Below are 19,646 nucleotides of genomic sequence, written 5' to 3' on the forward strand. Positions count from 1 at the left end.
TCGAGCGGGGGTGGGCGCCGGCTGATTCCGGCACCGCAGTCAAACGGAAAAACACACGGGGGCACCGGCGAACGCCGATGCCCCCGATGGAGTTGGTCAGGCCGAAGCGGTTTGGTCGACGGGGCCAACCGCGTGCAGGCCACGTTCGGCCAGGGCGGCCACGATGCGGTCGGTGACCTGGTCGACGGCGCCGAGGCCGTCGATGGTCACGACGACGCCGCGCTTGTCGTACAGGTCGATCAGCGGCGCGGTCTGCTCTTCGTAGACGTCGAGGCGGTGACGGATGACGTCGGCGGTGTCATCGGCGCGGCCCTGCTCTGCGGCGCGCTTGAGCAGCCGGGCGACGACCTCGTCGGTGTCGGCGACGATCTGCACGACGGCGTCGAGCGATGCGCCCTCGGCGTCGAGCAGGCGGTCGAGTTCGAGCACCTGGTCGGTGGTGCGCGGGTAGCCGTCGAGCAGGAAGCCGGACACGGCATCCGGCTCCTTCAGCCGGTCGGCCACAATCGCGTTCGTCAGCGAGTCGGGCACATACTTGCCGGCCTCGATGAACGCCTTGACCTGCACTCCCAGCTCGGTTTCGTTCTTCACGTTGTGGCGGAAGATGTCACCGGTGGAGATGGCCGGAACGCCGAAGGCTTCGGCCAGGCGCACGGCCTGGGTGCCCTTGCCGGCCCCGGGGGGACCGATCACGAGAAGCCGGGTCATCGCAGCAGCCCTTCGTAGTGACGCTGTTGCAGCTGGGAGTCGATCTGCTTGACCGTCTCCAGGCCGACACCGACGATGATCAGGATGCTGGCGCCACCGAACGGGAAGTTCTGGTCTGCCCCGATCGCCGAGAAGGCGATCAACGGGATCAACGCGATCAAGCCGAGGTAGAGCGCACCGGGCAGGGTTACGCGGGTGAGCACATAGTCCAGGTATTCGGCGGTCGGGCGGCCGGCACGGATGCCGGGGATGAATCCGCCGTACTTCTTCATGTTGTCCGCGACCTCTTCGGGGTTGAAGGTGATCGCGACGTAGAAGTAGGTGAACCCGACGATGAGCAGGAAGTACAGCGCCATATAGAGCGGGTGGTCGCCCTTGGTGAGGTTGTTGGTGACCCAGGTGACCCAGGCGAGCGGTTCGGTGCCCGCTGCGGGTTGGTTGAACTGGGCGATCAGCGCCGGGAGGTAGAGCAGCGACGACGCGAAGATGACGGGCACGACACCAGCCATGTTCACCTTGATCGGAATGTAAGTGTTGTTGCCGCCATAGGTGCGGCGTCCGACCATGCGCTTGGCGTACTGCACCGGGATGCGGCGTTGCGACTGTTCGACGAACACCACGGCGGCCACGACAATGAGGCCGATCGCGAGAACGATGAGCAGGATGTCGATGCCGTTCTGCTGGCCGATCGCGAAGAGCGAGTTCGGGAAGCGCGCGGCGATGGACGTGAAGATGAGGAGCGACATGCCATTGCCGATGCCGCGTTCGGTGATCATTTCACCCATCCACATGATGACGCCGGTACCGGCGGTCATGGTGATGACCATCAGCATGATGGCGTACCAGGCGTCGTTGGTGATCAGCTGCGAGCACTCGCTGGATGCGGAGGTGCCGAACAGGGCGCCACTGCGGGCGACGGTGATCAGCGTCGTCGACTGCAGGATGCCGAGGGCGATGGTGAGGTAACGGGTGTACTGGGTGAGCTTGGACTGGCCAGCCGCACCCTCCTTGTACAGGGTTTCGAAGTGTGGGATCACTACGCGCAGCAGCTGCACGATGATGGAGGCCGTGATGTACGGCATGATCCCCAGCGCGAAGACGGACAGCTGCAGCAAGGCGCCACCGCTGAACAGGTTCACAAGCTCATAGAGGCCGCTCGTTCCCTGGTTCGCTGCAAGACATGCTTGCACGTTGCCGAAGTCCACGAACGGGGCGGGGATGAACGAGCCCAGTCGGAACAGGGCGACGATGCCCAGGGTGAACCCGATCTTCTTACGAAGGTCCGGCGTGCGGAAAATCCGCGCAATGGCGCTAAACAAAAAAGGCCTCCAGTTAGTAACAAAGAACGAGCTTGCCGAGACAGCTTCAGCGCATTAGTCGCTGAGCAGGCTCGACAAGCTCGATCTCGTCTACGGTCTTACTACTTGATCGAGCCACCTGCTGCGACGATCTTCTGCTCTGCTGAGCGGGAGACCTTATCGACTGCAACAGTCAGCTTAACCGCAATGTCACCATTGCCGAGAACCTTGACCTTCTCGTTGTCACGAACGGCACCCTTGGCAACCAGCGAAGCGATGGTTACATCGCCGCCGGTCGGGTACAGCTCGGCCAGACGCTCCAGGTTTACAACCTGGTACTCGACGCGGAACGGGTTCTTGAACCCGCGCAGTTTCGGGGTGCGCATGTGCAGCGGCATCTGCCCACCCTCGAAGCCGATACGCACGGTGTAGCGTGCCTTGGTGCCCTTGGTTCCACGACCCGCGGTCTTACCCTTGGATCCTTCACCACGGCCAACGCGCTGCTTGTCCTTCTTCGAACCGGGCGCGGGGCGAAGGTGGTGAACCTTCAGCACCTGCGGACGGACCTCAGTGGGCTCAGTCGGCGCGGCGGCCTTCTTGGCGGCAGCAGTCTTGGCCGGAGCCTTGGCTGCAGCAGCCTTCGTGGTCGTCGCCTTGGGAGCGGCGGCCTTCTTAGCGGCGGGCTTGGTTGCTACCTTCTCGGTAGCTTCCTTCTCGTCAGCCATTAGTCAATCTCCTCGACCTTCACAAGGTGAGCAACGGTGTTGACGTAGCCACGGTTCTGCGAGTTGTCCTCGCGGATCGTGACGGCGCCAATGTGCCGCAGGCCCAGGCTGCGAAGCGTGTCGCGCTGGTTCTGCTTCTCACTAATTTTGGACTTGATCTGCGTAATCTTCAGCTGAGCCATTAGGCACCTGCCTTCGCGCTTGCTGCGGCTGCTGCTGCAGCTGCGTCGGCACGCAGAAAACGGGCCGGGGCCACGTCTTCGTAGGAGAGGCCACGGCGAGCCGCGACTGCACGAGGCTCTTCGAGCTGGTGCAGGGCCTCCACCGTGGCGTGCACGATGTTGATGGTGTTCGACGAACCGAGCGACTTGCTCAGCACGTCGTGGATGCCGGCGCATTCGAGTACGGCGCGCACCGGGCCACCGGCGATAACGCCGGTACCTGCTGCGGCCGGACGGAGAAGAACGACTCCGGCAGCTGCTTCACCCTGAACGGGGTGCGGGATGGTGAGGCCGACGCGGGGAACGCGGAAGAAGTTCTTCTTCGCTTCCTCGACGCCCTTGCTGATTGCGGTCGGGACCTCGCGGGCCTTACCGTAACCAACGCCTACCAGGCCGTTACCGTCTCCGACGACGACCAGAGCGGTGAAGCTGAAGCGACGACCACCCTTGACCACCTTGGAAACGCGGTTGATCGTGACGACGCGCTCGAGGAACTGGCTCTTCTCGGCGTCACGGCTTCCGCGCTCACGGTTCGGGCTGCGCTCGCGGCCACCACGGCGAGCCTCACGAGGCTCGTTCTGCGGCGGCGTGGTCGAAGCTGCGGTTTCCACCGGAACTTCAGTGACGACGTCAGCTTCCTTCGCTGCTGCGGTGCTACTGGATTCAGTGCTCACAGGTCCAACCCTCCCTTTCGGGCTCCTTCGGCGATGGCTGCGACGCGTCCTGCGTACTTGCTGCCACCACGGTCAAATACGACGGCTTCGATACCGGCGGCTTTGGCGCGCTCGGCGACGAGCTCGCCGACCTTGTGCGCCTTGGCGGTCTTGTCACCATCGAAGGTGCGCAGACCGGTTTCGAGAGTCGACGCCGACGCGAGGGTGAAACCCTTGCTGTCGTCAACGACCTGCACGAATACGTGGCGAGCCGAACGGGTGACGACGAGACGCGGACGAAGCGCGGTCCCCTCGATCTTCTTGCGAAGACGTGCGTGCCTGCGTCCGCGGGCAGCCGACTTGCTTTTTCCTCTAGTTCCGAGACCCATGGTTACTTACCACTCTTTCCGGCCTTGCGGCGAACAATCTCGCCGGCGTAACGCACACCCTTGCCCTTGTAAGGCTCAGGCTTGCGAATCTTACGGATGTTTGCGGCAACCTCGCCGACAGCCTGCTTGTCGATACCGCTGACCGTGAGCTTGTTAACGCCCTCGACGGTCAGGGAGATACCAACGGGCGGCTCGATGAGGACCGGGTGCGAGAAGCCGAGGGCGAACTCAACAGAGGTGCCCTTCTGCGCGACGCGGTAACCGGTACCGACGATCTCGAGTCCCTTGGTGTAACCCACGGTGACGCCGATGATCTGGTTGGCGATCAGGGTACGGGTCAGTCCGTGCAGCGAACGCGAAGCGCGCTCGTCGTCGGGACGGGTGACCAGAACCTGGCCATCGGTGACCTGGACCTCGATGGGGTTGGCGACGGTGAGCGCGAGCTCGCCCTTCGGACCCTTGACGCTAACGGCCTGGCCGTTAGCTTCGACCGTGACACCCGCGGGGATCTCGATCGGAAGTCTTCCAATACGTGACATTGTCGGCTACCACACGTAGGCGAGAACTTCTCCGCCTACGCCCTTCTTCTCGGCCTGGCGGTCGGTGAGCAGACCGCTGGAGGTGGACAGGATGGCAACGCCGAGGCCGCCGAGAACCGTGGGGATCTCAGTCGACTTTGCGTACACGCGCAGGCCGGGCTTGGAAACCCGCTTGATGCCGACGATGGAACGCTCGCGGTTGGGGCCGAACTTGAGGTTCAGCGTGAGGGTCTTTCCGACCTCTGCATCCTTGACATCCCAGGCAGAGATGTAACCCTGAGCCTTGAGGATGTCTGCGATGTGCGCCTTGAGCTTGCTGTGCGGCATCGACACTGTGTCGTGGTACGCCGAGTTAGCGTTGCGCAGTCTGGTCAGCATATCTGCGACCGGATCTGTCATTGTCATTTTGTGGTGCCTTTCTCGCCTGGTTTCGTTCACCCGTTACACGGATGACGACCTGTGGTGGTGGAGGGGGCCGAACGGATGTCCGGCCCCCGAGGGTAAAGCTAGTTTAGGAGTTCTCAGCCGTCTTGAACGGGAAGCCCAGCGCCTTGAGCAGCGCGCGGCCCTCGTCGTTGTTCTTGGCAGTAGTCACAACAGTGATGTCCATGCCGCGAAGACGGTCGATGCGGTCCTGGTCGATCTCGTGGAACATAACCTGCTCCGTGAGACCGAACGTGTAGTTGCCGGCGCCGTCGAACTGCTTGTCCGAGAGACCGCGGAAGTCGCGGATACGGGGCAGTGCGAGGCTGAGCAGCCGGTCGAGGAACTCCCACATGCGGTCGCCACGAAGTGTGACGTGCGTGCCAATGGGCTGTCCTTCACGCAGTTTGAACTGCGCGATGGACTTGCGTGCCTTGGTGACCTGCGGCTTCTGGCCGGTGATCTTGGTGAGGTCGGCGACGGCGCCATCCATGATCTTGCCGTCGCGTGCTGCCTCGCCGACACCCATGTTGACGATGATCTTCGTCAGGTTGGGTACCTGGTGAACGTTGGTGAAGCCAAGGTCCGTGGCGAGCTGCTTGGAGATCTCGTCGCGGTACTTCTGCTTCAGACGCGGCAGGACGACGGGCTTTGCGTCGGTTGCGATGTCAGTCATTAGAGGTCCTTACCTGACTTCTTGGCGTAACGAACGCGGACCGTCTTGGTGACGCCGTCCTTCGTTACCTCTTCGAGGCGGAATCCGACCTTGGTCGGCTTCTTGGTCTCCGGGTCGACGAGCGCGACGTTGGAAGCGTGAATCGATGCTTCCACGGTCTCGATGCCGCCGGTCTTGGAGCCGCGCTGGGTCTGGCCGACACGAACGTGCTTCTTGACGAAGTTGATGCCTTCGACGAGAACACGGTTCTTCTCAACCTGTACCTCGAGCACACGACCCTGCTTGCCACGGTCTCCGCCGCGAGCCTGGGTGCGGCCGGTGATGACCTCTACGAGGTCACCCTTCTTGATTCTGGCCATGATTTAGATAACCTCCGGTGCCAGCGAGATGATCTTCATGAACTTCTTGTCGCGGAGTTCGCGACCGACCGGTCCGAAGATACGGGTACCACGGGGGTCACCGTCAGCCTTCAAGATCACTGCGGCGTTCTCATCGAACTTGATGTACGAACCGTCTGGACGACGGGTCTGCTTTTTGACGCGAACGATGACGGCTTTGACGACGTCACCCTTCTTGACGTTGCCGCCCGGGATGGCGTCCTTGACGGTGGCGACGATAACGTCACCCAGTCCGGCGTAACGACGGCCGGAGCCACCGAGAACACGGATCGTCAACAGGACCTTGGCACCGGTGTTGTCGGCAACTTTGAGTCGTGATTCTTGCTGAAGCACTTTCTAACTCCTTCTATCAAGTAAGCGCGAGGCGCTTACTTGGCCTTCTCGAGAACCTCGACCAGGCGGAAGCGCTTGGTGGCGCTCAGCGGTCGAGTTTCACTGATCAGGACCAGGTCGCCGACACCGGCGGTGTTCTCCGCGTCGTGAACCTTCAGCTTGGACGTACGGCGGATGACCTTGCCGTACAGGGGGTGCTTCACGCGGTCTTCGACCTCGACAACGATGGTCTTATCCATCTTGTCGCTGGTCACGTAACCACGCAGCGTCTTGCGGTAGCCGCGCACGAGAGCCTCGGCGGGGACGACCGTTTCGTCAGTCTTCGCCATGATTAGGCCTCCTTCGTCTCGACGGCGTCAGCCTCGGGAGCATCCGTGGATGCGTCCTTGGCCTTGGCCTTCTTGGTCGTCTTCTTCTCAGCCTTGGCCGGAGCCTCGACTGCGACGGGCGTGGCACGAATGCCCAGCTCGCGCTCACGGAGAACCGTGTAGATGCGTGCAATGTCCCGCTTGACCGCGCGAAGGCGGCCGTGGCTTTCGAGCTGACCGGTGGCCGACTGGAAGCGCAGGTTGAACAGCTCTTCCTTGGCCTTCTTCAGCTCGTCGAACAGTCGTTCATTTTCAAAGGTATCGAGCTCGACTGAGGCGAGCTCCTTGGATCCGATCGCCATTATGCGTCGCCCTCCTCGCGCTTGATGATGCGTGCCTTGAGGGGCAGCTTGTGAATTGCGCGGGTGAGCGCTTCGCGAGCAACGGTGTCAGAGACACCGGAGAGCTCGAAGAGCACGCGGCCCGGCTTGACGTTCGCGACCCACCACTCGACAGAACCCTTACCGGAACCCATGCGGGTTTCGGCCGGCTTCTTGGTGAGCGGACGGTCCGGGTAGATGTTGATCCAGACCTTGCCGCCACGCTTGATGTGACGCGTCATGGCGATACGAGCGGACTCGATCTGACGGTTAGTCACATACGCGGGGGTGAGGGCCTGAATGCCATACTCGCCGAACGAAACAGTGGTACCACCGGTTGCGTGGCCGGTACGGCCGGGGTGGTGCTGCTTGCGGTGCTTGACTCTACGGGGAATCAACATTATTTAGCCTCAACTCCTGCTGCAACCGGAGCCGCGCCCTCTGCGCGAGGCGCACGGCGGGGACGGTCGTCACGACGCTCGGGGCGGGACGACTTAGCGTTGGCCTGCTCGCGAGCGAGTTCCTTGTTGGTGATGTCGCCCTTGTAGATCCAGACCTTCACGCCGATGCGGCCGAAGGTGGTCTTGGCTTCGTAGAAGCCGTAGTCGATGTTCGCGCGCAGGGTGTGCAGCGGCACACGGCCTTCGCGGTAGAACTCCGAACGGCTCATCTCAGCGCCACCCAGACGACCGGACACCTGGATGCGAACACCCTTGGCGCCGGCGCGCTGGGCGCCCTGCAGGCCCTTACGCATCGCGCGGCGGAAAGCCACACGAGCGGAGAGCTGCTCTGCGATGCCCTGCGCGACAAGCTGTGCATCCTGCTCGGGGTTCTTGACCTCGAGGATGTTCAGCTGGATCTGCTTGGCGGTGAGCTTTTCAAGGTCGGACCGGATGCGCTCTGCTTCCGCGCCGCGACGACCGATCACGATGCCCGGACGGGCGGTGTGAATGTCGACACGGACACGATCGCGGGTGCGCTCGATCTCGATGCGGGAAACGCCGGCGCGGTCGAGGCTGGTGCTCAACAGGCGGCGGATCTTGACGTCTTCAGCGACGAAGTCGCTGTAACGCTGGCCCGGCTTCGTGCTGTCAGAGAACCAACGCGACACGTGGTCGGTCGTGATTCCCAGACGGAAGCCATACGGGTTTACTTTCTGACCCATTACTTCGTACCCTCCTCAGGAGTGGCGAGCACAACAGTGATGTGGCTCGTACGCTTCTTGATCTGGAATGCGCGACCCTGTGCGCGGGCCTGGAAACGCTTGAGCGTCGTGCCCTCGTCAACGAAGGCCTGGGAAACGAACAGGTCCTGTTCGTCCAGGAACTCGTTCGCGGCATCTGCCTTGACCCGTGCGTTGGCGATGGCCGAGGCCACCAGCTTGTACACGGGGTCGGATGCGCCCTGGGGCGCGAACTTCAGAATGCCCAGCGCTTCATGCGCCTGCTTGCCACGAATCAGGTTGACAACGCGACGGGCCTTCTGGGCGGTAACGCGGATGTGACGCACGCGTGCGATCGACTCCACCATTTCTCCTCCTTCACGTCACCGCGTTAGCGGCGACGACCCTTCTTGTCATCCTTCACGTGACCACGGAAGGTGCGGGTGGGAGCAAACTCGCCGAGTTTGTGCCCAACCATGCTCTCGGTGACGAACACCGGGATGTGCTTGCGACCGTCGTGAACCGCGATGGTGTGCCCGAGCATGTCGGGGATGATCATCGAGCGGCGCGACCAGGTCTTGATTACGTTCTTGCTTGAGGCTTCGTTTGCCTTGACTACCTTGCGAAGCAGGTGGTCATCAACGAACGGGCCCTTCTTGAGACTGCGAGGCATCGTCTACTCCTACTTACGCTTCTTGCCGACGGTACGGCGACGAACAATGAGCTTGTCGCTTTCCTTGTTCGGGTGCCGGGTGCGGCCTTCCTTCTGGCCCCAGGGGCTGACGGGGTGACGTCCACCGGACGTCTTACCCTCACCACCACCGTGCGGGTGGTCGACCGGGTTCATGGCAACACCACGAACGGTCGGGCGAACGCCTTTCCAGCGCATACGGCCGGCCTTGCCCCAGTTGATGTTCGACTGCTCGGCGTTGCCGACCTCGCCGATCGTGGCGCGGCAGCGGGCGTCGACGTTACGGATTTCTCCGGACGGCAGGCGCAGCTGGGCGTAGATGCCATCCTTCGCGACCAAGCGAACCGACACTCCGGCGGAGCGGGCCAGCTTGGCGCCACCACCCGGACGGATCTCGATGGCGTGAATGATGGTACCGGTGGGGATGTTCTTCAGCGGCAGGTTGTTACCGGGCTTGATGTCAGCGCCGGCGCCCGACTCGACGATGTCGCCCTGGTTCAGCTTGTTCGGCGCAATGATGTAGCGCTTGGAGCCGTCCAGGAAGTGCAGCAGCGCGATGCGCGCCGTGCGGTTCGGGTCGTACTCAATGTGAGCGACCTTGGCGTTGACACCGTCTTTGTCGTTACGACGGAAGTCGATCACGCGGTACTGGCGCTTGTGGCCACCACCGATGTGACGCGTCGTGATGCGACCCTGGTTGTTACGACCACCGGTCTTGGACAGCGGACGAAGCAGCGACTTCTCGGGCGTCGAACGGGTGATCTCTGCGAAGTCCGCAACAGAAGAACCGCGACGACCGGGGGTCGTGGGCTTGTACTTACGAATAGCCATTTCTTATTCCTCTAGTCCTGGCCGCTTAGCCGACGGCCGTGAAGATGTCGATGGAACCGGACTTGAGCGTGACGATCGCACGCTTGGTGTCCTTGCGCTTGCCCATGCCGAACTTCGTACGGCGAGTCTTGCCGATGCGGTTCATGGTGTTGATCGACGCAACCTCAACCTTGAAGATCTTCTCGATCGCCAGCTTGATTTCGGTCTTGTTCGAGCGCGGGTCCACGATGAAGGTGTACTTGCCTTCGTCGATCAGGCCGTAGCTCTTTTCAGAGACGACCGGAGCGATGATGACGTCGCGGGGGTCCTTTTGAGTGGGGGTAGCCATTATGCGGACACCTCTTCCTTCTTGGTCTTGTGCGCCACGAACGCGTCAAACGCGCCCTTGGTGAAGACGATGTCGTCAGAGACGAGAACGTCGTAGGCATTCAGCTGGTCCCAGGACAGCACGTGCACCGTCGGGAGGTTGCGGATGCTGCGGAGGGTCAGCTCGTCGGTGCGCTCGAGAACGACCAGCACGTGCTTGCTGCTGGCGATCTGGGTGAGCAGCGTGATGGCGCCCTTGGTGCTGGGCGTCTCGTCCGAGAACAGCGCGGTCACCACGTGGAGGCGGTCGCCACGGGCGCGGTCAGAGAGTGAACCCTTGAGCGCGGCGGCAATCATCTTCTTCGGGGTGCGCTGGTCGTAGCTGCGCGGGGTCGGTCCGTGGACGATGCCACCACCGGTCATCTGAGGGGCGCGGATCGAGCCCTGACGAGCGCGACCGGTTCCCTTCTGCTTGAACGGCTTGCGACCGGCACCGGAAACTTCTCCGCGGCCCTTCACCTTGTGCGTTCCCTGGCGTGCGGCAGCGAGCTGCGCGACAACAACCTGGTGAATCAGGGGAATGTTGGTCTGGACGTCGAAGATTTCGGCGGGCAGCTCAACGGAGCCGGCCTTCTTGCCGTTGGCGTCGATGAGGTCGAGTGCGGTAGCCATAAGAACTACGCTCCCTTCACTGCGGTGCGAACGAATACGAGGCGGCCCTTGGCGCCGGGAACGGCACCCTTGACCAGGATCAGGCCCTTTTCGGCGTCAATCGCGTGAACCTTGAGGTTCAGCACGGTCACGCGCTCGCCACCCATACGACCGGCCATGCGCATGCCCTTGAAGACACGGCTGGGGGTCGAGGAGGCACCGATGGAACCGGGCTTGCGGTGGTTACGGTGCGAACCGTGGGAAGACGACACACCCTTGAAGTTGTGACGCTTCATAACACCGGCGAAGCCCTTGCCCTTGGAAGTGCCCATGACGTCGACCTTGGTGCCGGCGACGAACACACCGTCAACGGTGAGCTCCTGGCCCAGGGTGTAGTCAGCGGCATCCGCGGTGCGGAGCTCGGTAACGTGACGACGCGGCGTGACGCCGGCCTTCTCGAAGTGTCCTGCGGACGGCTTGTTCACCTTGCGGGGGTCGATGGCGCCAGAGGCAATCTGGACGCCGGCGTAGCCGTCGATGTCCTTCGTGCGGATCTGGGTCACAACGTTCGGCGAGATCTCGATGACGGTGACGGGAACGAGCTTGTTGTTCTCGTCCCATACCTGCGTCATGCCGAGCTTCTTGCCGAGGAGGCCCTTGGTGGTCTTGGTATCTGCGTACGACATCGCGGGCCCTAGAGCTTGATCTCGATGTTGACGTCTGCCGGGAGGTCGAGACGCATGAGCGAGTCGACGGCCTTCGGCGTCGGGTCAATGATGTCGATCAGACGCTTGTGGGTGCGCATTTCAAAGTGCTCCCGGCTGTCCTTGTACTTGTGAGGGGAACGGATGACACACACCACGTTCTTCTCGGTCGGAAGCGGCACGGGGCCGACGACGGTCGCGCCCGCACGGGTCACGGTGTCGACGATCTTGCGCGCCGAGATGTCGATGACCTCGTGGTCATACGACTTAAGTCGAATGCGGATCTTCTGTCCCGCCATGTCGAACTCTCTTTCTTGTCAAGGCTTCTTACATCCCGAGGGCTGCATTGGACGCCGTAGTAGCACTGCTGCTATCGCACCACTGTTCATCTGTCAATTTCGATCCGGCCGGGGATCCGACCTTCTCGAGCCAACTCCCTCCAGGCCGGGGCCCGACGGATGACATGGTTTTACCCGGGCATCCAGAGAGTTGATTTAAGCTTCGTTCTGCTACCCGCGGCCTAACTCCGACCCTCGAGGGGCGAGCTATGCACTGCCTGGCAGTGATTCCGGTCTCGCGTGCAGCGCGAACCAGAAATGTTGAACTAGAAGAGTCTGCCACAGGATTGGGTCATTGTGCAACCCGGGCGTGTCGCGTTGGGCGTGTCGCCCGGATCCGCGTCATTCCGCGGGACTGGGCCCGCTCCCCCACCCGCTGGTCGAGCTTGTCGACGCCGTGCTGAGCCTGTCGAAGCAGACCCGCCTAAACAGCCCCATCCGGAGTAACCACAGCTCGCACCGTGCGCCACAGAATCAGGATGTCGGCGGTGAGTGACCAGTTCTCCACGTAGTACAGGTCGAGGCGGATGCTGTCTTCCCAGCTCAGGTTCGACCGGCCGCTCACCTGCCACAGTCCGCTCATGCCGGGCTTCATGATGAGGCGACGGTGGGCGGCGTCGTCGTAGAGCGCCACTTCGGCCGCGCGCTGCGGCCGCGGGCCCACCAGGCTCATCTCGCCGAAGAACACGTTGAACAACTGCGGCAGCTCGTCGATGGAGTACTTGCGCAGGATCTTGCCGACCGGGGTGATGCGCGGGTCGTTCGTGACCTTGAACAACGGCTTGTCGGACGTACCCTGCGCATCCAGCAGGCTCTCCAGCTGGTCGTCGGCGTCCTGCACCATGGAACGGAACTTGTACATACCGAACGTGGCGCCGTGCCGGCCAATCCGCTCCTGCTTGTAGACGATGTTTCCCGGGCTGGAGCGCTTGACGGCGATGGCTACCCAAATGAGGCCGGGCGACGCCAGCAGAATCAGCAGGGCAGAGCCGACGATGTCGAAGGTGCGCTTGGTCACGCGCTTGGCGCCTTCGAACGAGGGGTAACTCACGTGGATGAGCGGCAGCCCGGCCACTGGCCGGGAGTGGATGCGCGGCCCGGCGATATCGGTGAGGGCCGGGGCCACGATCAGCTCGATGTCGCGGGCCTCGAGCTCCCAGCCCACCCGGCGCATGTCCTCCGGGTCGATGTCGTCTGCACCGGTCAGAATCACGGTGTCGGCGTTCGTGGCATCAACCGCCGCAAGAAGATCGTTGTAATCGCCCGAGATCGGCACGCCGTTGATCGGCCCCTTGCTTGCGGTGCCTTCGCGGGTCAAGGCACCCACCAGCAAGAAGCCGGTGCCGGGGCTGCGAGCGATCGTTGCCGCGACGTGCGCGGACTTACGGCGTTCCCCCATGAGGATGGCGCGGGAGAGGTAGTAGCCGCGCGCCTGGCGTTTGCGCAGCCATTGCCGCCACTGCCACCGGGTGCCGATCAGCAGAACCATACCCAGGGGAAGAGCCAGCAGGAAGTACCCGCGAGCCACCTCGATCTTGAACAGGAACGCCACGATCGCGAACAGGCCGAAGAGGCGAATCGTCGCGTCGGCGACCCGTTTGTACTCCAGGGTTCCGCTGCCGATCACCTTATGGTCCCGGGTGGCGAAGATGTCAAGCATGATCATCCAAGCAACAACGAGAACCACGGAAACCACCGTGTAACTCGCACCCACGTTATATGGGGCCGTCAAGGCCACGGTATTGAATCCGAACCAGATCAGCTGAACGCCGAACACAACCAAGAGGATCACGAGAATGTCGCTGCTGAAGAGCCGGACGGCGAAGGCACGCTGCCATGATCGGCGGCGCAGCACACCTGCGGTGCGGGTGTCCCCAATAGCCATATTTCTCCCCGAGTCTTCCCCTCAGAAGTCCCCTAATGGGCACCTTAAAGATGAGGCGTTCCTTCACATAATTCCACACGGACACACTTACCCAGAACTCTGACAGGCTCGATGAGCGCGTCCGCACCCCAAAATGGGTGTCTGCGAGCACACCACGCGCTCAGGATGCCCCATGTCGGCTCGTCTAGTGTGGACCTGTGAATCCAAGAGCATCTCGTCGCGCTCCCGCGCGCTCCTCTCGCGCCAACGCGCGCCACGAACGTCGCAGCACCTCCACGAAACGACGGGTCAAAGTCGGAATCGTCGTCGCTGCGATCATCGTTCTCGGCTCGGTGACGTGGCTGGCAACACGAGCCCTCGTGGTCAAGACCGACCTCGAGGCCGCGCAACAGCTCGTGGACCAACTGCAGGCGCAGGTGAAGGACGGCGATTTTGTGGCCTTGAATGCCACGAGCGCAGAATTGCAGGATCGAGCGTCAAGTGCGGTCAACGGCACTCACGACCTCACCTGGCGAATCGCGGAATTCGTGCCCGTGGTGGGCGAGAACCTCAAGGCGGTCCGAATCGTCGCCGAGAGCATCGACGACGTTGTCGTTGACGTTGCCGCTCCCGCCGTCACGCTTCTGGGCTCTTTCGACGTTGGTGCGCGCGACCCGGAAACCGGTGGTTTCGACCTCGCTCCGATCAAGAAGGCTCAGGAGATCGTCGCAGCCGCAACAACCGTTTTCTCGACTTCACTCGAGAAGATCGACACCATCAATGTGTCCTCCACTGTCGGCCCCGTCTCCGCCGCAGTGGTGAAGCTGGATGGGCTCATGACCAGTGCCGACGCCATGGTCTCGGACATGGGTCCCCTCCTCAACGTGGCAGGCTCCGCGCTCGGCATGGATGGCCCGCGCAACTACCTTCTCGCCTTCCAGAACAATGCTGAGAGCACAGCGTTGGGCGGCAGCGCTGCGTCGTACACGCTCATGCATTCCGAAAACGGTGCGATCAGCATCGCGGCGCAGGCCAACAGCGGCGACTTCGAGGAAGGCACCGCGGTCGACGTGGACGTCGACCAAAGCGCTCTGGACCTGTACAGCAGCTATCTCGTGGACCACATCAACACGTCAACGAGCCGGCCGGACTTTCCCACGGCAGCCAAGACCATCAGCGCGTTCTGGGCCAGAGACCAAGGCGCAGCCGTTGACGGGGTGATTTCGGTCGACCCGCTCGCTCTGGCACTCGTCTTGAAGGCGACCGGGCCGATCACGCTGACCTCGGGCGATGTGCTCACCGACGAGAACGCGGTAGGACTGCTCACCAACGGCATTTACATGCGCTATCCGGACAACGAAGACGCTCCCAAGGCTGATGCGTTCTTCGAAGAAGCCGCCGCCTCCATCCTTGCCAAGGTCATTAGCGGCGAGTTCGATATCAACACAATGATAAGCGCAGTCACGGATGGCATTAACAAGGGCAGCATCATGATGTGGGTGGCAGACCCGACACAGCAGTCATCTCTCGACGGGAGTCGCCTCCAGGGCACTCTTCCCGCGTCCAACGCGGACGACACCGTTGTGGGTGTCTACTACCGCGACACCTCTGCGTCCAAGATTGATTACTACCTCGATACGTCGACCCAGACCACGAGCGACAAGTGCTCAGTTCCGGGTACGACGACGATCACCACTTCCGTGACATTGCATTCCAGGCTTACCGAAGCTCAAGCAGAAGACCTGCCCGAGTACGTCAACAGTAAGAACTTCGGCGCGGAGAAATTCCGTACGGAGGTCTACGTCTATGGACCCGTCGGCGCAACCCTCGCGTCGACACAAGTGGATGCCGAGGGCCTGGACACGACGATCCGGGCCGGCGCAAGCGACCTCGGTCGTCCGGTCGCCCCCATCGTCGCTGACCTTGCTCCTGGCGAGACCACCATGGTCACCACCTCGTTCACTGTCGCGACGGCCGGCCTTGGTCCGCTGACCGTACGCGGCACCCCGATGATTCACCCAACCGACGTCACTGTCACCGACCCGAAGTGCCCGTAGGGCTGGTTAGCGACTCACGCCTAGTTCCCACATACGTCTGGCAATAATCTTTTCATCGCGTTCATAGATCGCGGCTCGCAACATGACTGCGACCAACGCCCCGATGAGCGCTCCGATCGAGTTCGCCGCGACATCCGAAACAGTGGCGAATCGCGCACTCAGTGCTAGCGCCTGAGTGAGTTCGATGCCGACGGATAGGCCCGGGCAGATTACCAGCGCCAGCCACCAAACACGGACGGGCAAGAGCATACTCACCAGGAATCCGAGCGGCACGAACATAAGGATGTTCGCGCTGAACTCGAGCTTGGAGTAGCCGAACCACTCCGGTACTCCGTTGCGGTGCAACACCACCAGGACGCGGTCGATCGACGCAGCGAAGCCCTGGTCGAGGGGCGTCGGCCACATGGTGGCAAGGACGACTACGAGTCCATACGCCAGAACGAGTGTCATCGCCATGTGTTGGCGTACTCGGCTCTTCGGCGGACCCTTGTCGGTCATAGTCTGCTGCTCCATCTGGCCATCGTAGGCGGAGGGCCTACCAATGCCCAGCCGCCGCACCTTCGGCCACAGCGAGTGAGCAAGGATGACGTAGGCTGTTTTAGATGGTTCCTTGGACGCCAAGGCAGCCGACAACATCCCGGGGGAACATCGCAATGGCAGGCATCATCGTTCATGAATGGTTGGCTAAACGAGGAGGCTCGGAAAACGTCGTCGAAGAAATCGTCGCCACGTTTCCGGATGCCCAATTGCAATCACTCTGGAATGACGCGCCACAACGGTTTGTCAACCGTAACGTTGCCGAGACGTGGCTTGCCCGCACCCCCCTACGTAGTTCCAAGGCGCTTGCTCTCCCTTTCATGCCAATAACATGGCGTCATTTAGGCTCGAATGACGCCGACTGGATCCTCTGCAGTTCCCACCTCTTTTCGCATCACGCGCGCTTCGCGGGCCCCGCCCGAGAAGCACCGAAGCTTGTCTACGCGCACACCCCCGCACGGTACATCTGGAACCCCGAGCTCGACGTCCGCGGCAACAATATCCTTGCGAAGGCTGCTCGCTCGCCCTTGCAACGACTCGACCGCAAGCGTGCCCAAGAGGCCCGAGCCATCGCAGCAAACAGTGAATTCGTGCGCAAGCGCATCCAGGACTCTTGGCATCGCGACAGCGTTGTGATCTACCCGCCAGTCGATGTCGAGGCCTTCGCCGAGGATCCAGCTGCACATCTGACCGCAGAGGAGGAGGGAATCCTTGACACGCTGCCAGACACCTTCCTGCTGGGGGCGTCTCGATTCATCCCCTATAAGCGTCTTGACCTGGTGATCGCACTCGGTGTCGCATCCGACATCCCAGTGGTCCTGGCCGGCGACGGCCCATCGCTTCCCGACCTGCAAGACCTGGCCGCACAAAACCCCGGCCGGGTCACCTTCGTCAACAAGCCGTCTCGTGCTTTGCTGAGCGCTGTTTACCGTCGAGCCTTGGCCTACGTCTTCCCAGCCATCGAAGACTTCGGCATCATGCCTGTCGAGGCCATGGCTGCCGGTACGCCCGTAATCGCCCGCGACTTCGGCGGGGTGGCCGAGTCTGTGATCGACGGCGTAACAGGGGTGCACCTCCATGACTTCACTGGCCAGGCCGGCAGGGAGGCCGTCGCGTTGGCCGCAGGGCTCCGTGCAGAGGACGCCGTTGCCCGGGCCTGGCAGTTCGACAAATCGGTATTCCACTCGTCACTACAGGCATGGGTTGAGTCCGAAGTGCACGCCTAGTCCCATCGAGGCGGCCATGATCTTGGCCGCGTCCCCATGCTTCGCTCCGCTTCGTGTTAATCCCTTTTCAGGAGACTTATGAACATCTTCAATCGCCTTCGCGCTCAACCTCGCTGGCGAATAATCACGGCAGCAGGGGTTGTGGTCGCACTCGCGGCCGGGGGAACAGCTGCGGCTCTCGCTCTCGCATCCGTTCCATCGGAGCCAGCGGCCGTCGGCCCCAGCTCAACCCCGGTGGTCACACCGACGCCCACGCCGACCCCAGAACCCGTGGCATTGCCCAGCGCGGACGCTACGGCGTCATTCGATGGTTGGTCCCAGGACAACGAGCAAGACTCGTCCTCTTCCTTCACAGCTGAGGCTGGATATCCGGCGGATGGCGCGATCGCGCTGCGGTTGGGCAGCACGAATCCCGCCACCAATCCGACTCGCCGCGCACTCAGTCAGGTAGTCGCAGTTTCGCCATCGACCACGTATTCCTTCACCGCATCGGTCAAGGGGCCGCCAAGTTCTAAGGCCAAGCCCCCCATCGCTGTCATCATGGGCGCCGACGGCCAGGGACGCTACGATTTTGCCAGCACGACCGGCGCCTGGAGCAAACAGACCTGGAGCTACACGACTGGTGCTGCCGAGACCGAGACCCCGGTGAGTATTCTCACGGTGGGGCCAGTCGCCGGCGTCACCCTGGATGCGCTGAGCATGACTGTCGAGGGTGCCAATGAAAACTTGCTGGCAAACCCTTCTTTCGAGGCCTTCGCCTCCGACAGCCCCCGCATCACTAACGACTCGCTCATGCTCGTCTCCGGAGCCGATGCGACGCTCGGTGTTTCATGGCGTGTGCCCGGAGCCGCTTGGACTGTCACAGACGCGACAGGAGCGCCCGTCACATCTGGCACCCTCGATTTGCAGCCCGGTCTCGCTGTAGTTTCGCTTCAGGACCTCAATCCCGGGTACTACTCGATCGATATCGTCAACAATGATGATGGCTCGGATCACCTCCAGACCTCGCTGGCGATTCTTGACCCGATAGCGAATGACGCCTCTGCGACAGACGAAAGATTCGGTGTCGGCGTGCATCTGGCACCCCCGCATCTCAATTCCGGCCAGGTGGCCGGCGAAATCGGGTTCGGAACCGTAAGAACCGACACAGTGTGGCGAGCCATCGAAACCACTAAAGGTGAGTACACCTTCCCGCCCACTGAGGAGAGCATGATTCAGGACTACGCCGCGCACGGCGTGGGCCTGCTTCCCCTGAGCGTCTACGTGAATAAGTTCTATGACAACAATAAGACGCCAAGCACCCCCGAGGGATTGGCTGCATACGCTGCATTCACGAGCGCCGTAGTGGCCCACTACGGGTCCCCCGCGGTTGAGGTCTACAACGAGTTCAATAATCCGCCCATGAACAAGGGTGCCTGTGGGCCAACGGCAGCATGTTATTTACCCCTGCTTAAGGCAACATTCGAGCGCGTGAAAGCCGATCATCCCGAAACCCTCATTGTGGGACCGTCGATAGCCCGCACTGACGACGCCTTCCTGACGGAGCTATATCAGGCGGGCGGCCTCGACTATCTCGACGCCGTCAGCTGGCACCCGTATGACTACGGGCCCGGAATTGGACCGGAGTTCCTCGAAGCATCACTTCAGAACCAGGTAGCCAAAATCAAGGAGTACAACAACGGAGAGAGCAAGCCCATCTGGATAACGGAATTGGGCTGGTCTACCGCTGGGTACAGCGAGCAAGAACAAGCTGACAATCTTGTTCGGGCGCAAGCCATCGCGCTCGCCAATGGCGTCGAAAAATTCTTCTGGTATGACCTTGTCAACGACGAAACCGATATAACTCACCATGAAGGCAACTTTGGATTGGTCCGTCAGGTCACCGAGAAGGTCCCAACCTTCGCTCCGAAGCCGTCCGCGGTAGCCCAGGCTGTGCTCATCCGTCAGGTTGCAGGAAAGCCCTACACAACGCGCGACCAGCAGGCGGATACGTCGGTCTACTCGTACGCTTTCGGTAGCGGCAAGGACGTCACCCGGGTAGTCTGGGCGACCACTGCCAAGACTTTGACCTACTCCGCCGACACTGACATCACGGTGACTGATCAGTTCGGCGCTACCGTCACTGTAAAGCCCGTGGATGGTCGAATCACGATCGAGGTCGATGGCCACCCGCGCTACCTGAACGGAGTGGTTTCCGACCTTCAAGTGGTCGGCTAGCCGCTCGCAGG

The 19,646-nt window shown here is 62.0% G+C and carries 27 protein-coding genes; 3 read left to right on the forward strand and 24 right to left on the reverse strand.

Annotated elements, in window-relative coordinates; translation table 11 throughout:
- Positions 1-96: 96 nt before the first annotated feature.
- The 23 genes from CTB96_RS18855 to CTB96_RS18965 all read right to left on the reverse strand — a co-directional run bounded on the left by CTB96_RS18855 (position 97) and on the right by CTB96_RS18965 (position 13,619).
- Entirely contained in the window at positions 97-708 is a 612-nt protein-coding gene (locus tag CTB96_RS18855; RefSeq protein WP_110128302.1) for an adenylate kinase, read from the reverse strand.
- Positions 705-2,027 carry a preprotein translocase subunit SecY gene (secY, locus tag CTB96_RS18860; protein WP_110128303.1) on the reverse strand — a complete coding sequence of 441 codons (1,323 nt, stop codon included), beginning with the start codon at positions 2,025-2,027 and terminating at the stop codon, positions 705-707. The genes CTB96_RS18855 and secY overlap by 4 nt, the downstream gene beginning before the upstream one ends.
- 101 nt (positions 2,028-2,128) lie before the next feature.
- A complete protein-coding gene (rplO, locus tag CTB96_RS18865; RefSeq protein ID WP_110128304.1) occupies positions 2,129-2,731 on the reverse strand; it encodes a 50S ribosomal protein L15 in 603 nt (200 codons plus the stop codon).
- The gene (gene rpmD / locus CTB96_RS18870; RefSeq protein WP_110128305.1) at positions 2,731-2,913 is read right to left on the reverse strand and encodes a 50S ribosomal protein L30; all 183 of its coding nucleotides are present in this window, start codon (positions 2,911-2,913) and stop codon (positions 2,731-2,733) included. The genes rplO and rpmD overlap by 1 nt, the downstream gene beginning before the upstream one ends.
- Entirely contained in the window at positions 2,913-3,626 is a 714-nt protein-coding gene (gene rpsE / locus CTB96_RS18875; protein WP_084021204.1) for a 30S ribosomal protein S5, read from the reverse strand. Before rpsE ends, rpmD begins: the two co-directional genes overlap by 1 nt.
- Positions 3,623-3,994, reverse strand: coding sequence for a 50S ribosomal protein L18 (rplR, locus tag CTB96_RS18880; protein ID WP_088457171.1), 372 nt, complete (start codon positions 3,992-3,994; stop codon positions 3,623-3,625). Before rplR ends, rpsE begins: the two co-directional genes overlap by 4 nt.
- 2 nt (positions 3,995-3,996) lie before the next feature.
- A complete protein-coding gene (rplF, locus tag CTB96_RS18885) occupies positions 3,997-4,533 on the reverse strand; it encodes a 50S ribosomal protein L6 (protein ID WP_088457172.1) in 537 nt (178 codons plus the stop codon).
- A 6-nt stretch (positions 4,534-4,539) separates the two neighbouring features.
- Positions 4,540-4,938 carry a 30S ribosomal protein S8 gene (gene rpsH / locus CTB96_RS18890; protein ID WP_066597609.1) on the reverse strand — a complete coding sequence of 133 codons (399 nt, stop codon included), beginning with the start codon at positions 4,936-4,938 and terminating at the stop codon, positions 4,540-4,542.
- A gap of 106 nt (positions 4,939-5,044) precedes the next feature.
- Positions 5,045-5,632 carry a 50S ribosomal protein L5 gene (gene rplE, locus CTB96_RS18895; protein ID WP_110128306.1) on the reverse strand — a complete coding sequence of 196 codons (588 nt, stop codon included), beginning with the start codon at positions 5,630-5,632 and terminating at the stop codon, positions 5,045-5,047.
- The gene (rplX, locus tag CTB96_RS18900; protein WP_066597614.1) at positions 5,632-5,991 is read right to left on the reverse strand and encodes a 50S ribosomal protein L24; all 360 of its coding nucleotides are present in this window, start codon (positions 5,989-5,991) and stop codon (positions 5,632-5,634) included. The genes rplE and rplX overlap by 1 nt, the downstream gene beginning before the upstream one ends.
- 3 nt (positions 5,992-5,994) lie before the next feature.
- Positions 5,995-6,363 (reverse strand): 50S ribosomal protein L14, encoded by a 369-nt coding sequence (gene rplN / locus CTB96_RS18905; protein WP_066597616.1) that lies wholly within the window; start codon positions 6,361-6,363, stop codon positions 5,995-5,997.
- A gap of 35 nt (positions 6,364-6,398) precedes the next feature.
- On the reverse strand, positions 6,399-6,692 hold the full coding sequence (gene rpsQ / locus CTB96_RS18910) for a 30S ribosomal protein S17 (RefSeq protein WP_110128307.1): 294 nt from the start codon (positions 6,690-6,692) through the stop codon (positions 6,399-6,401).
- Between the two features lie 2 nt (positions 6,693-6,694).
- A complete protein-coding gene (gene rpmC, locus CTB96_RS20940) occupies positions 6,695-7,033 on the reverse strand; it encodes a 50S ribosomal protein L29 (protein WP_066597620.1) in 339 nt (112 codons plus the stop codon).
- On the reverse strand, positions 7,033-7,452 hold the full coding sequence (gene rplP / locus CTB96_RS18920) for a 50S ribosomal protein L16 (protein ID WP_066597622.1): 420 nt from the start codon (positions 7,450-7,452) through the stop codon (positions 7,033-7,035). Before rplP ends, rpmC begins: the two co-directional genes overlap by 1 nt.
- The gene (rpsC, locus tag CTB96_RS18925; protein WP_066597624.1) at positions 7,452-8,216 is read right to left on the reverse strand and encodes a 30S ribosomal protein S3; all 765 of its coding nucleotides are present in this window, start codon (positions 8,214-8,216) and stop codon (positions 7,452-7,454) included. Before rpsC ends, rplP begins: the two co-directional genes overlap by 1 nt.
- Positions 8,216-8,581, reverse strand: coding sequence for a 50S ribosomal protein L22 (gene rplV / locus CTB96_RS18930; RefSeq protein ID WP_110128308.1), 366 nt, complete (start codon positions 8,579-8,581; stop codon positions 8,216-8,218). The genes rpsC and rplV overlap by 1 nt, the downstream gene beginning before the upstream one ends.
- Positions 8,582-8,604: 23 nt before the next feature.
- Positions 8,605-8,886: a 30S ribosomal protein S19 gene (gene rpsS / locus CTB96_RS18935; protein ID WP_066597628.1), complete on the reverse strand. Its 282-nt coding sequence runs from the start codon at positions 8,884-8,886 to the stop codon at positions 8,605-8,607.
- A 9-nt stretch (positions 8,887-8,895) separates the two neighbouring features.
- Complete coding sequence (rplB, locus tag CTB96_RS18940) at positions 8,896-9,735, reverse strand: 50S ribosomal protein L2 (protein WP_110128309.1); 840 nt, start codon at positions 9,733-9,735, stop codon at positions 8,896-8,898.
- 25 nt (positions 9,736-9,760) lie between these two features.
- Positions 9,761-10,063 (reverse strand): 50S ribosomal protein L23, encoded by a 303-nt coding sequence (rplW, locus tag CTB96_RS18945; protein WP_110128310.1) that lies wholly within the window; start codon positions 10,061-10,063, stop codon positions 9,761-9,763.
- Complete coding sequence (rplD, locus tag CTB96_RS18950; RefSeq protein ID WP_110128311.1) at positions 10,063-10,713, reverse strand: 50S ribosomal protein L4; 651 nt, start codon at positions 10,711-10,713, stop codon at positions 10,063-10,065. The genes rplW and rplD overlap by 1 nt, the downstream gene beginning before the upstream one ends.
- Before the next feature lie 5 nt (positions 10,714-10,718).
- Positions 10,719-11,378: a 50S ribosomal protein L3 gene (gene rplC, locus CTB96_RS18955; protein WP_110128312.1), complete on the reverse strand. Its 660-nt coding sequence runs from the start codon at positions 11,376-11,378 to the stop codon at positions 10,719-10,721.
- A gap of 8 nt (positions 11,379-11,386) precedes the next feature.
- Entirely contained in the window at positions 11,387-11,695 is a 309-nt protein-coding gene (gene rpsJ / locus CTB96_RS18960) for a 30S ribosomal protein S10 (RefSeq protein WP_035834607.1), read from the reverse strand.
- A 463-nt stretch (positions 11,696-12,158) separates the two neighbouring features.
- Positions 12,159-13,619 carry a sugar transferase gene (locus CTB96_RS18965; RefSeq protein WP_110128313.1) on the reverse strand — a complete coding sequence of 487 codons (1,461 nt, stop codon included), beginning with the start codon at positions 13,617-13,619 and terminating at the stop codon, positions 12,159-12,161.
- Positions 13,620-13,978: 359 nt separating this feature from the next.
- On the opposite strand from CTB96_RS18965, the gene CTB96_RS18970 reads away from it, so the two are divergent.
- Positions 13,979-15,655: a DUF4012 domain-containing protein gene (locus tag CTB96_RS18970; RefSeq protein ID WP_110128314.1), complete on the forward strand. Its 1,677-nt coding sequence runs from the start codon at positions 13,979-13,981 to the stop codon at positions 15,653-15,655.
- Between the two features lie 6 nt (positions 15,656-15,661).
- Here CTB96_RS18970 and CTB96_RS18975 read toward each other — a convergent pair whose 3' ends face one another.
- Entirely contained in the window at positions 15,662-16,168 is a 507-nt protein-coding gene (locus CTB96_RS18975; protein WP_181397338.1) for a VanZ family protein, read from the reverse strand.
- A 140-nt stretch (positions 16,169-16,308) separates the two neighbouring features.
- Between CTB96_RS18975 and CTB96_RS18980 the strand changes: the two genes are divergently transcribed.
- Both CTB96_RS18980 and CTB96_RS18985 read left to right on the forward strand, forming a co-directional pair.
- Positions 16,309-17,418 (forward strand): glycosyltransferase, encoded by a 1,110-nt coding sequence (locus CTB96_RS18980; protein ID WP_110128316.1) that lies wholly within the window; start codon positions 16,309-16,311, stop codon positions 17,416-17,418.
- A 270-nt stretch (positions 17,419-17,688) separates the two neighbouring features.
- Complete coding sequence (locus tag CTB96_RS18985) at positions 17,689-19,635, forward strand: glycosyl hydrolase (protein ID WP_181397339.1); 1,947 nt, start codon at positions 17,689-17,691, stop codon at positions 19,633-19,635.
- Positions 19,636-19,646: the final 11 nt, after the last annotated feature.

The sequence above is a fragment of the Cryobacterium arcticum genome (assembly GCF_003185895.1).
Lineage (GTDB): Bacteria > Actinomycetota > Actinomycetes > Actinomycetales > Microbacteriaceae > Cryobacterium > Cryobacterium arcticum.

Coding starts and splice junctions, on each gene's coding strand:
- rplW (WP_110128310.1), bottom strand. CDS start 10,063: ATGGCTACCCCCACTCAAAAGGACCCCCGCGACGTCATCATCGCTCCG.
- rpsS (WP_066597628.1), bottom strand. CDS start 8,886: ATGCCTCGCAGTCTCAAGAAGGGCCCGTTCGTTGATGACCACCTGCTT.
- rpsQ (WP_110128307.1), bottom strand. CDS start 6,692: ATGGCGAAGACTGACGAAACGGTCGTCCCCGCCGAGGCTCTCGTGCGC.
- CTB96_RS18975 (WP_181397338.1), bottom strand. CDS start 16,168: ATGGAGCAGCAGACTATGACCGACAAGGGTCCGCCGAAGAGCCGAGTA.
- CTB96_RS18980 (WP_110128316.1), top strand. CDS start 16,309: ATGGCAGGCATCATCGTTCATGAATGGTTGGCTAAACGAGGAGGCTCG.
- rplR (WP_088457171.1), bottom strand. CDS start 3,994: ATGGGTCTCGGAACTAGAGGAAAAAGCAAGTCGGCTGCCCGCGGACGC.
- rplX (WP_066597614.1), bottom strand. CDS start 5,991: ATGGCCAGAATCAAGAAGGGTGACCTCGTAGAGGTCATCACCGGCCGC.
- rpsJ (WP_035834607.1), bottom strand. CDS start 11,695: ATGGCGGGACAGAAGATCCGCATTCGACTTAAGTCGTATGACCACGAG.
- rplC (WP_110128312.1), bottom strand. CDS start 11,378: ATGTCGTACGCAGATACCAAGACCACCAAGGGCCTCCTCGGCAAGAAG.
- rpsC (WP_066597624.1), bottom strand. CDS start 8,216: ATGGGTCAGAAAGTAAACCCGTATGGCTTCCGTCTGGGAATCACGACC.
- rpsH (WP_066597609.1), bottom strand. CDS start 4,938: ATGACAATGACAGATCCGGTCGCAGATATGCTGACCAGACTGCGCAAC.
- rplD (WP_110128311.1), bottom strand. CDS start 10,713: ATGGCTACCGCACTCGACCTCATCGACGCCAACGGCAAGAAGGCCGGC.
- rpmD (WP_110128305.1), bottom strand. CDS start 2,913: ATGGCTCAGCTGAAGATTACGCAGATCAAGTCCAAAATTAGTGAGAAG.
- CTB96_RS18965 (WP_110128313.1), bottom strand. CDS start 13,619: ATGGCTATTGGGGACACCCGCACCGCAGGTGTGCTGCGCCGCCGATCA.
- rplV (WP_110128308.1), bottom strand. CDS start 8,581: ATGGTGGAGTCGATCGCACGCGTGCGTCACATCCGCGTTACCGCCCAG.
- rplE (WP_110128306.1), bottom strand. CDS start 5,632: ATGACTGACATCGCAACCGACGCAAAGCCCGTCGTCCTGCCGCGTCTG.
- rplF (WP_088457172.1), bottom strand. CDS start 4,533: ATGTCACGTATTGGAAGACTTCCGATCGAGATCCCCGCGGGTGTCACG.
- CTB96_RS18855 (WP_110128302.1), bottom strand. CDS start 708: ATGACCCGGCTTCTCGTGATCGGTCCCCCCGGGGCCGGCAAGGGCACC.
- rplB (WP_110128309.1), bottom strand. CDS start 9,735: ATGGCTATTCGTAAGTACAAGCCCACGACCCCCGGTCGTCGCGGTTCT.
- rplP (WP_066597622.1), bottom strand. CDS start 7,452: ATGTTGATTCCCCGTAGAGTCAAGCACCGCAAGCAGCACCACCCCGGC.
- rplO (WP_110128304.1), bottom strand. CDS start 2,731: ATGGCTGACGAGAAGGAAGCTACCGAGAAGGTAGCAACCAAGCCCGCC.
- rpmC (WP_066597620.1), bottom strand. CDS start 7,033: ATGGCGATCGGATCCAAGGAGCTCGCCTCAGTCGAGCTCGATACCTTT.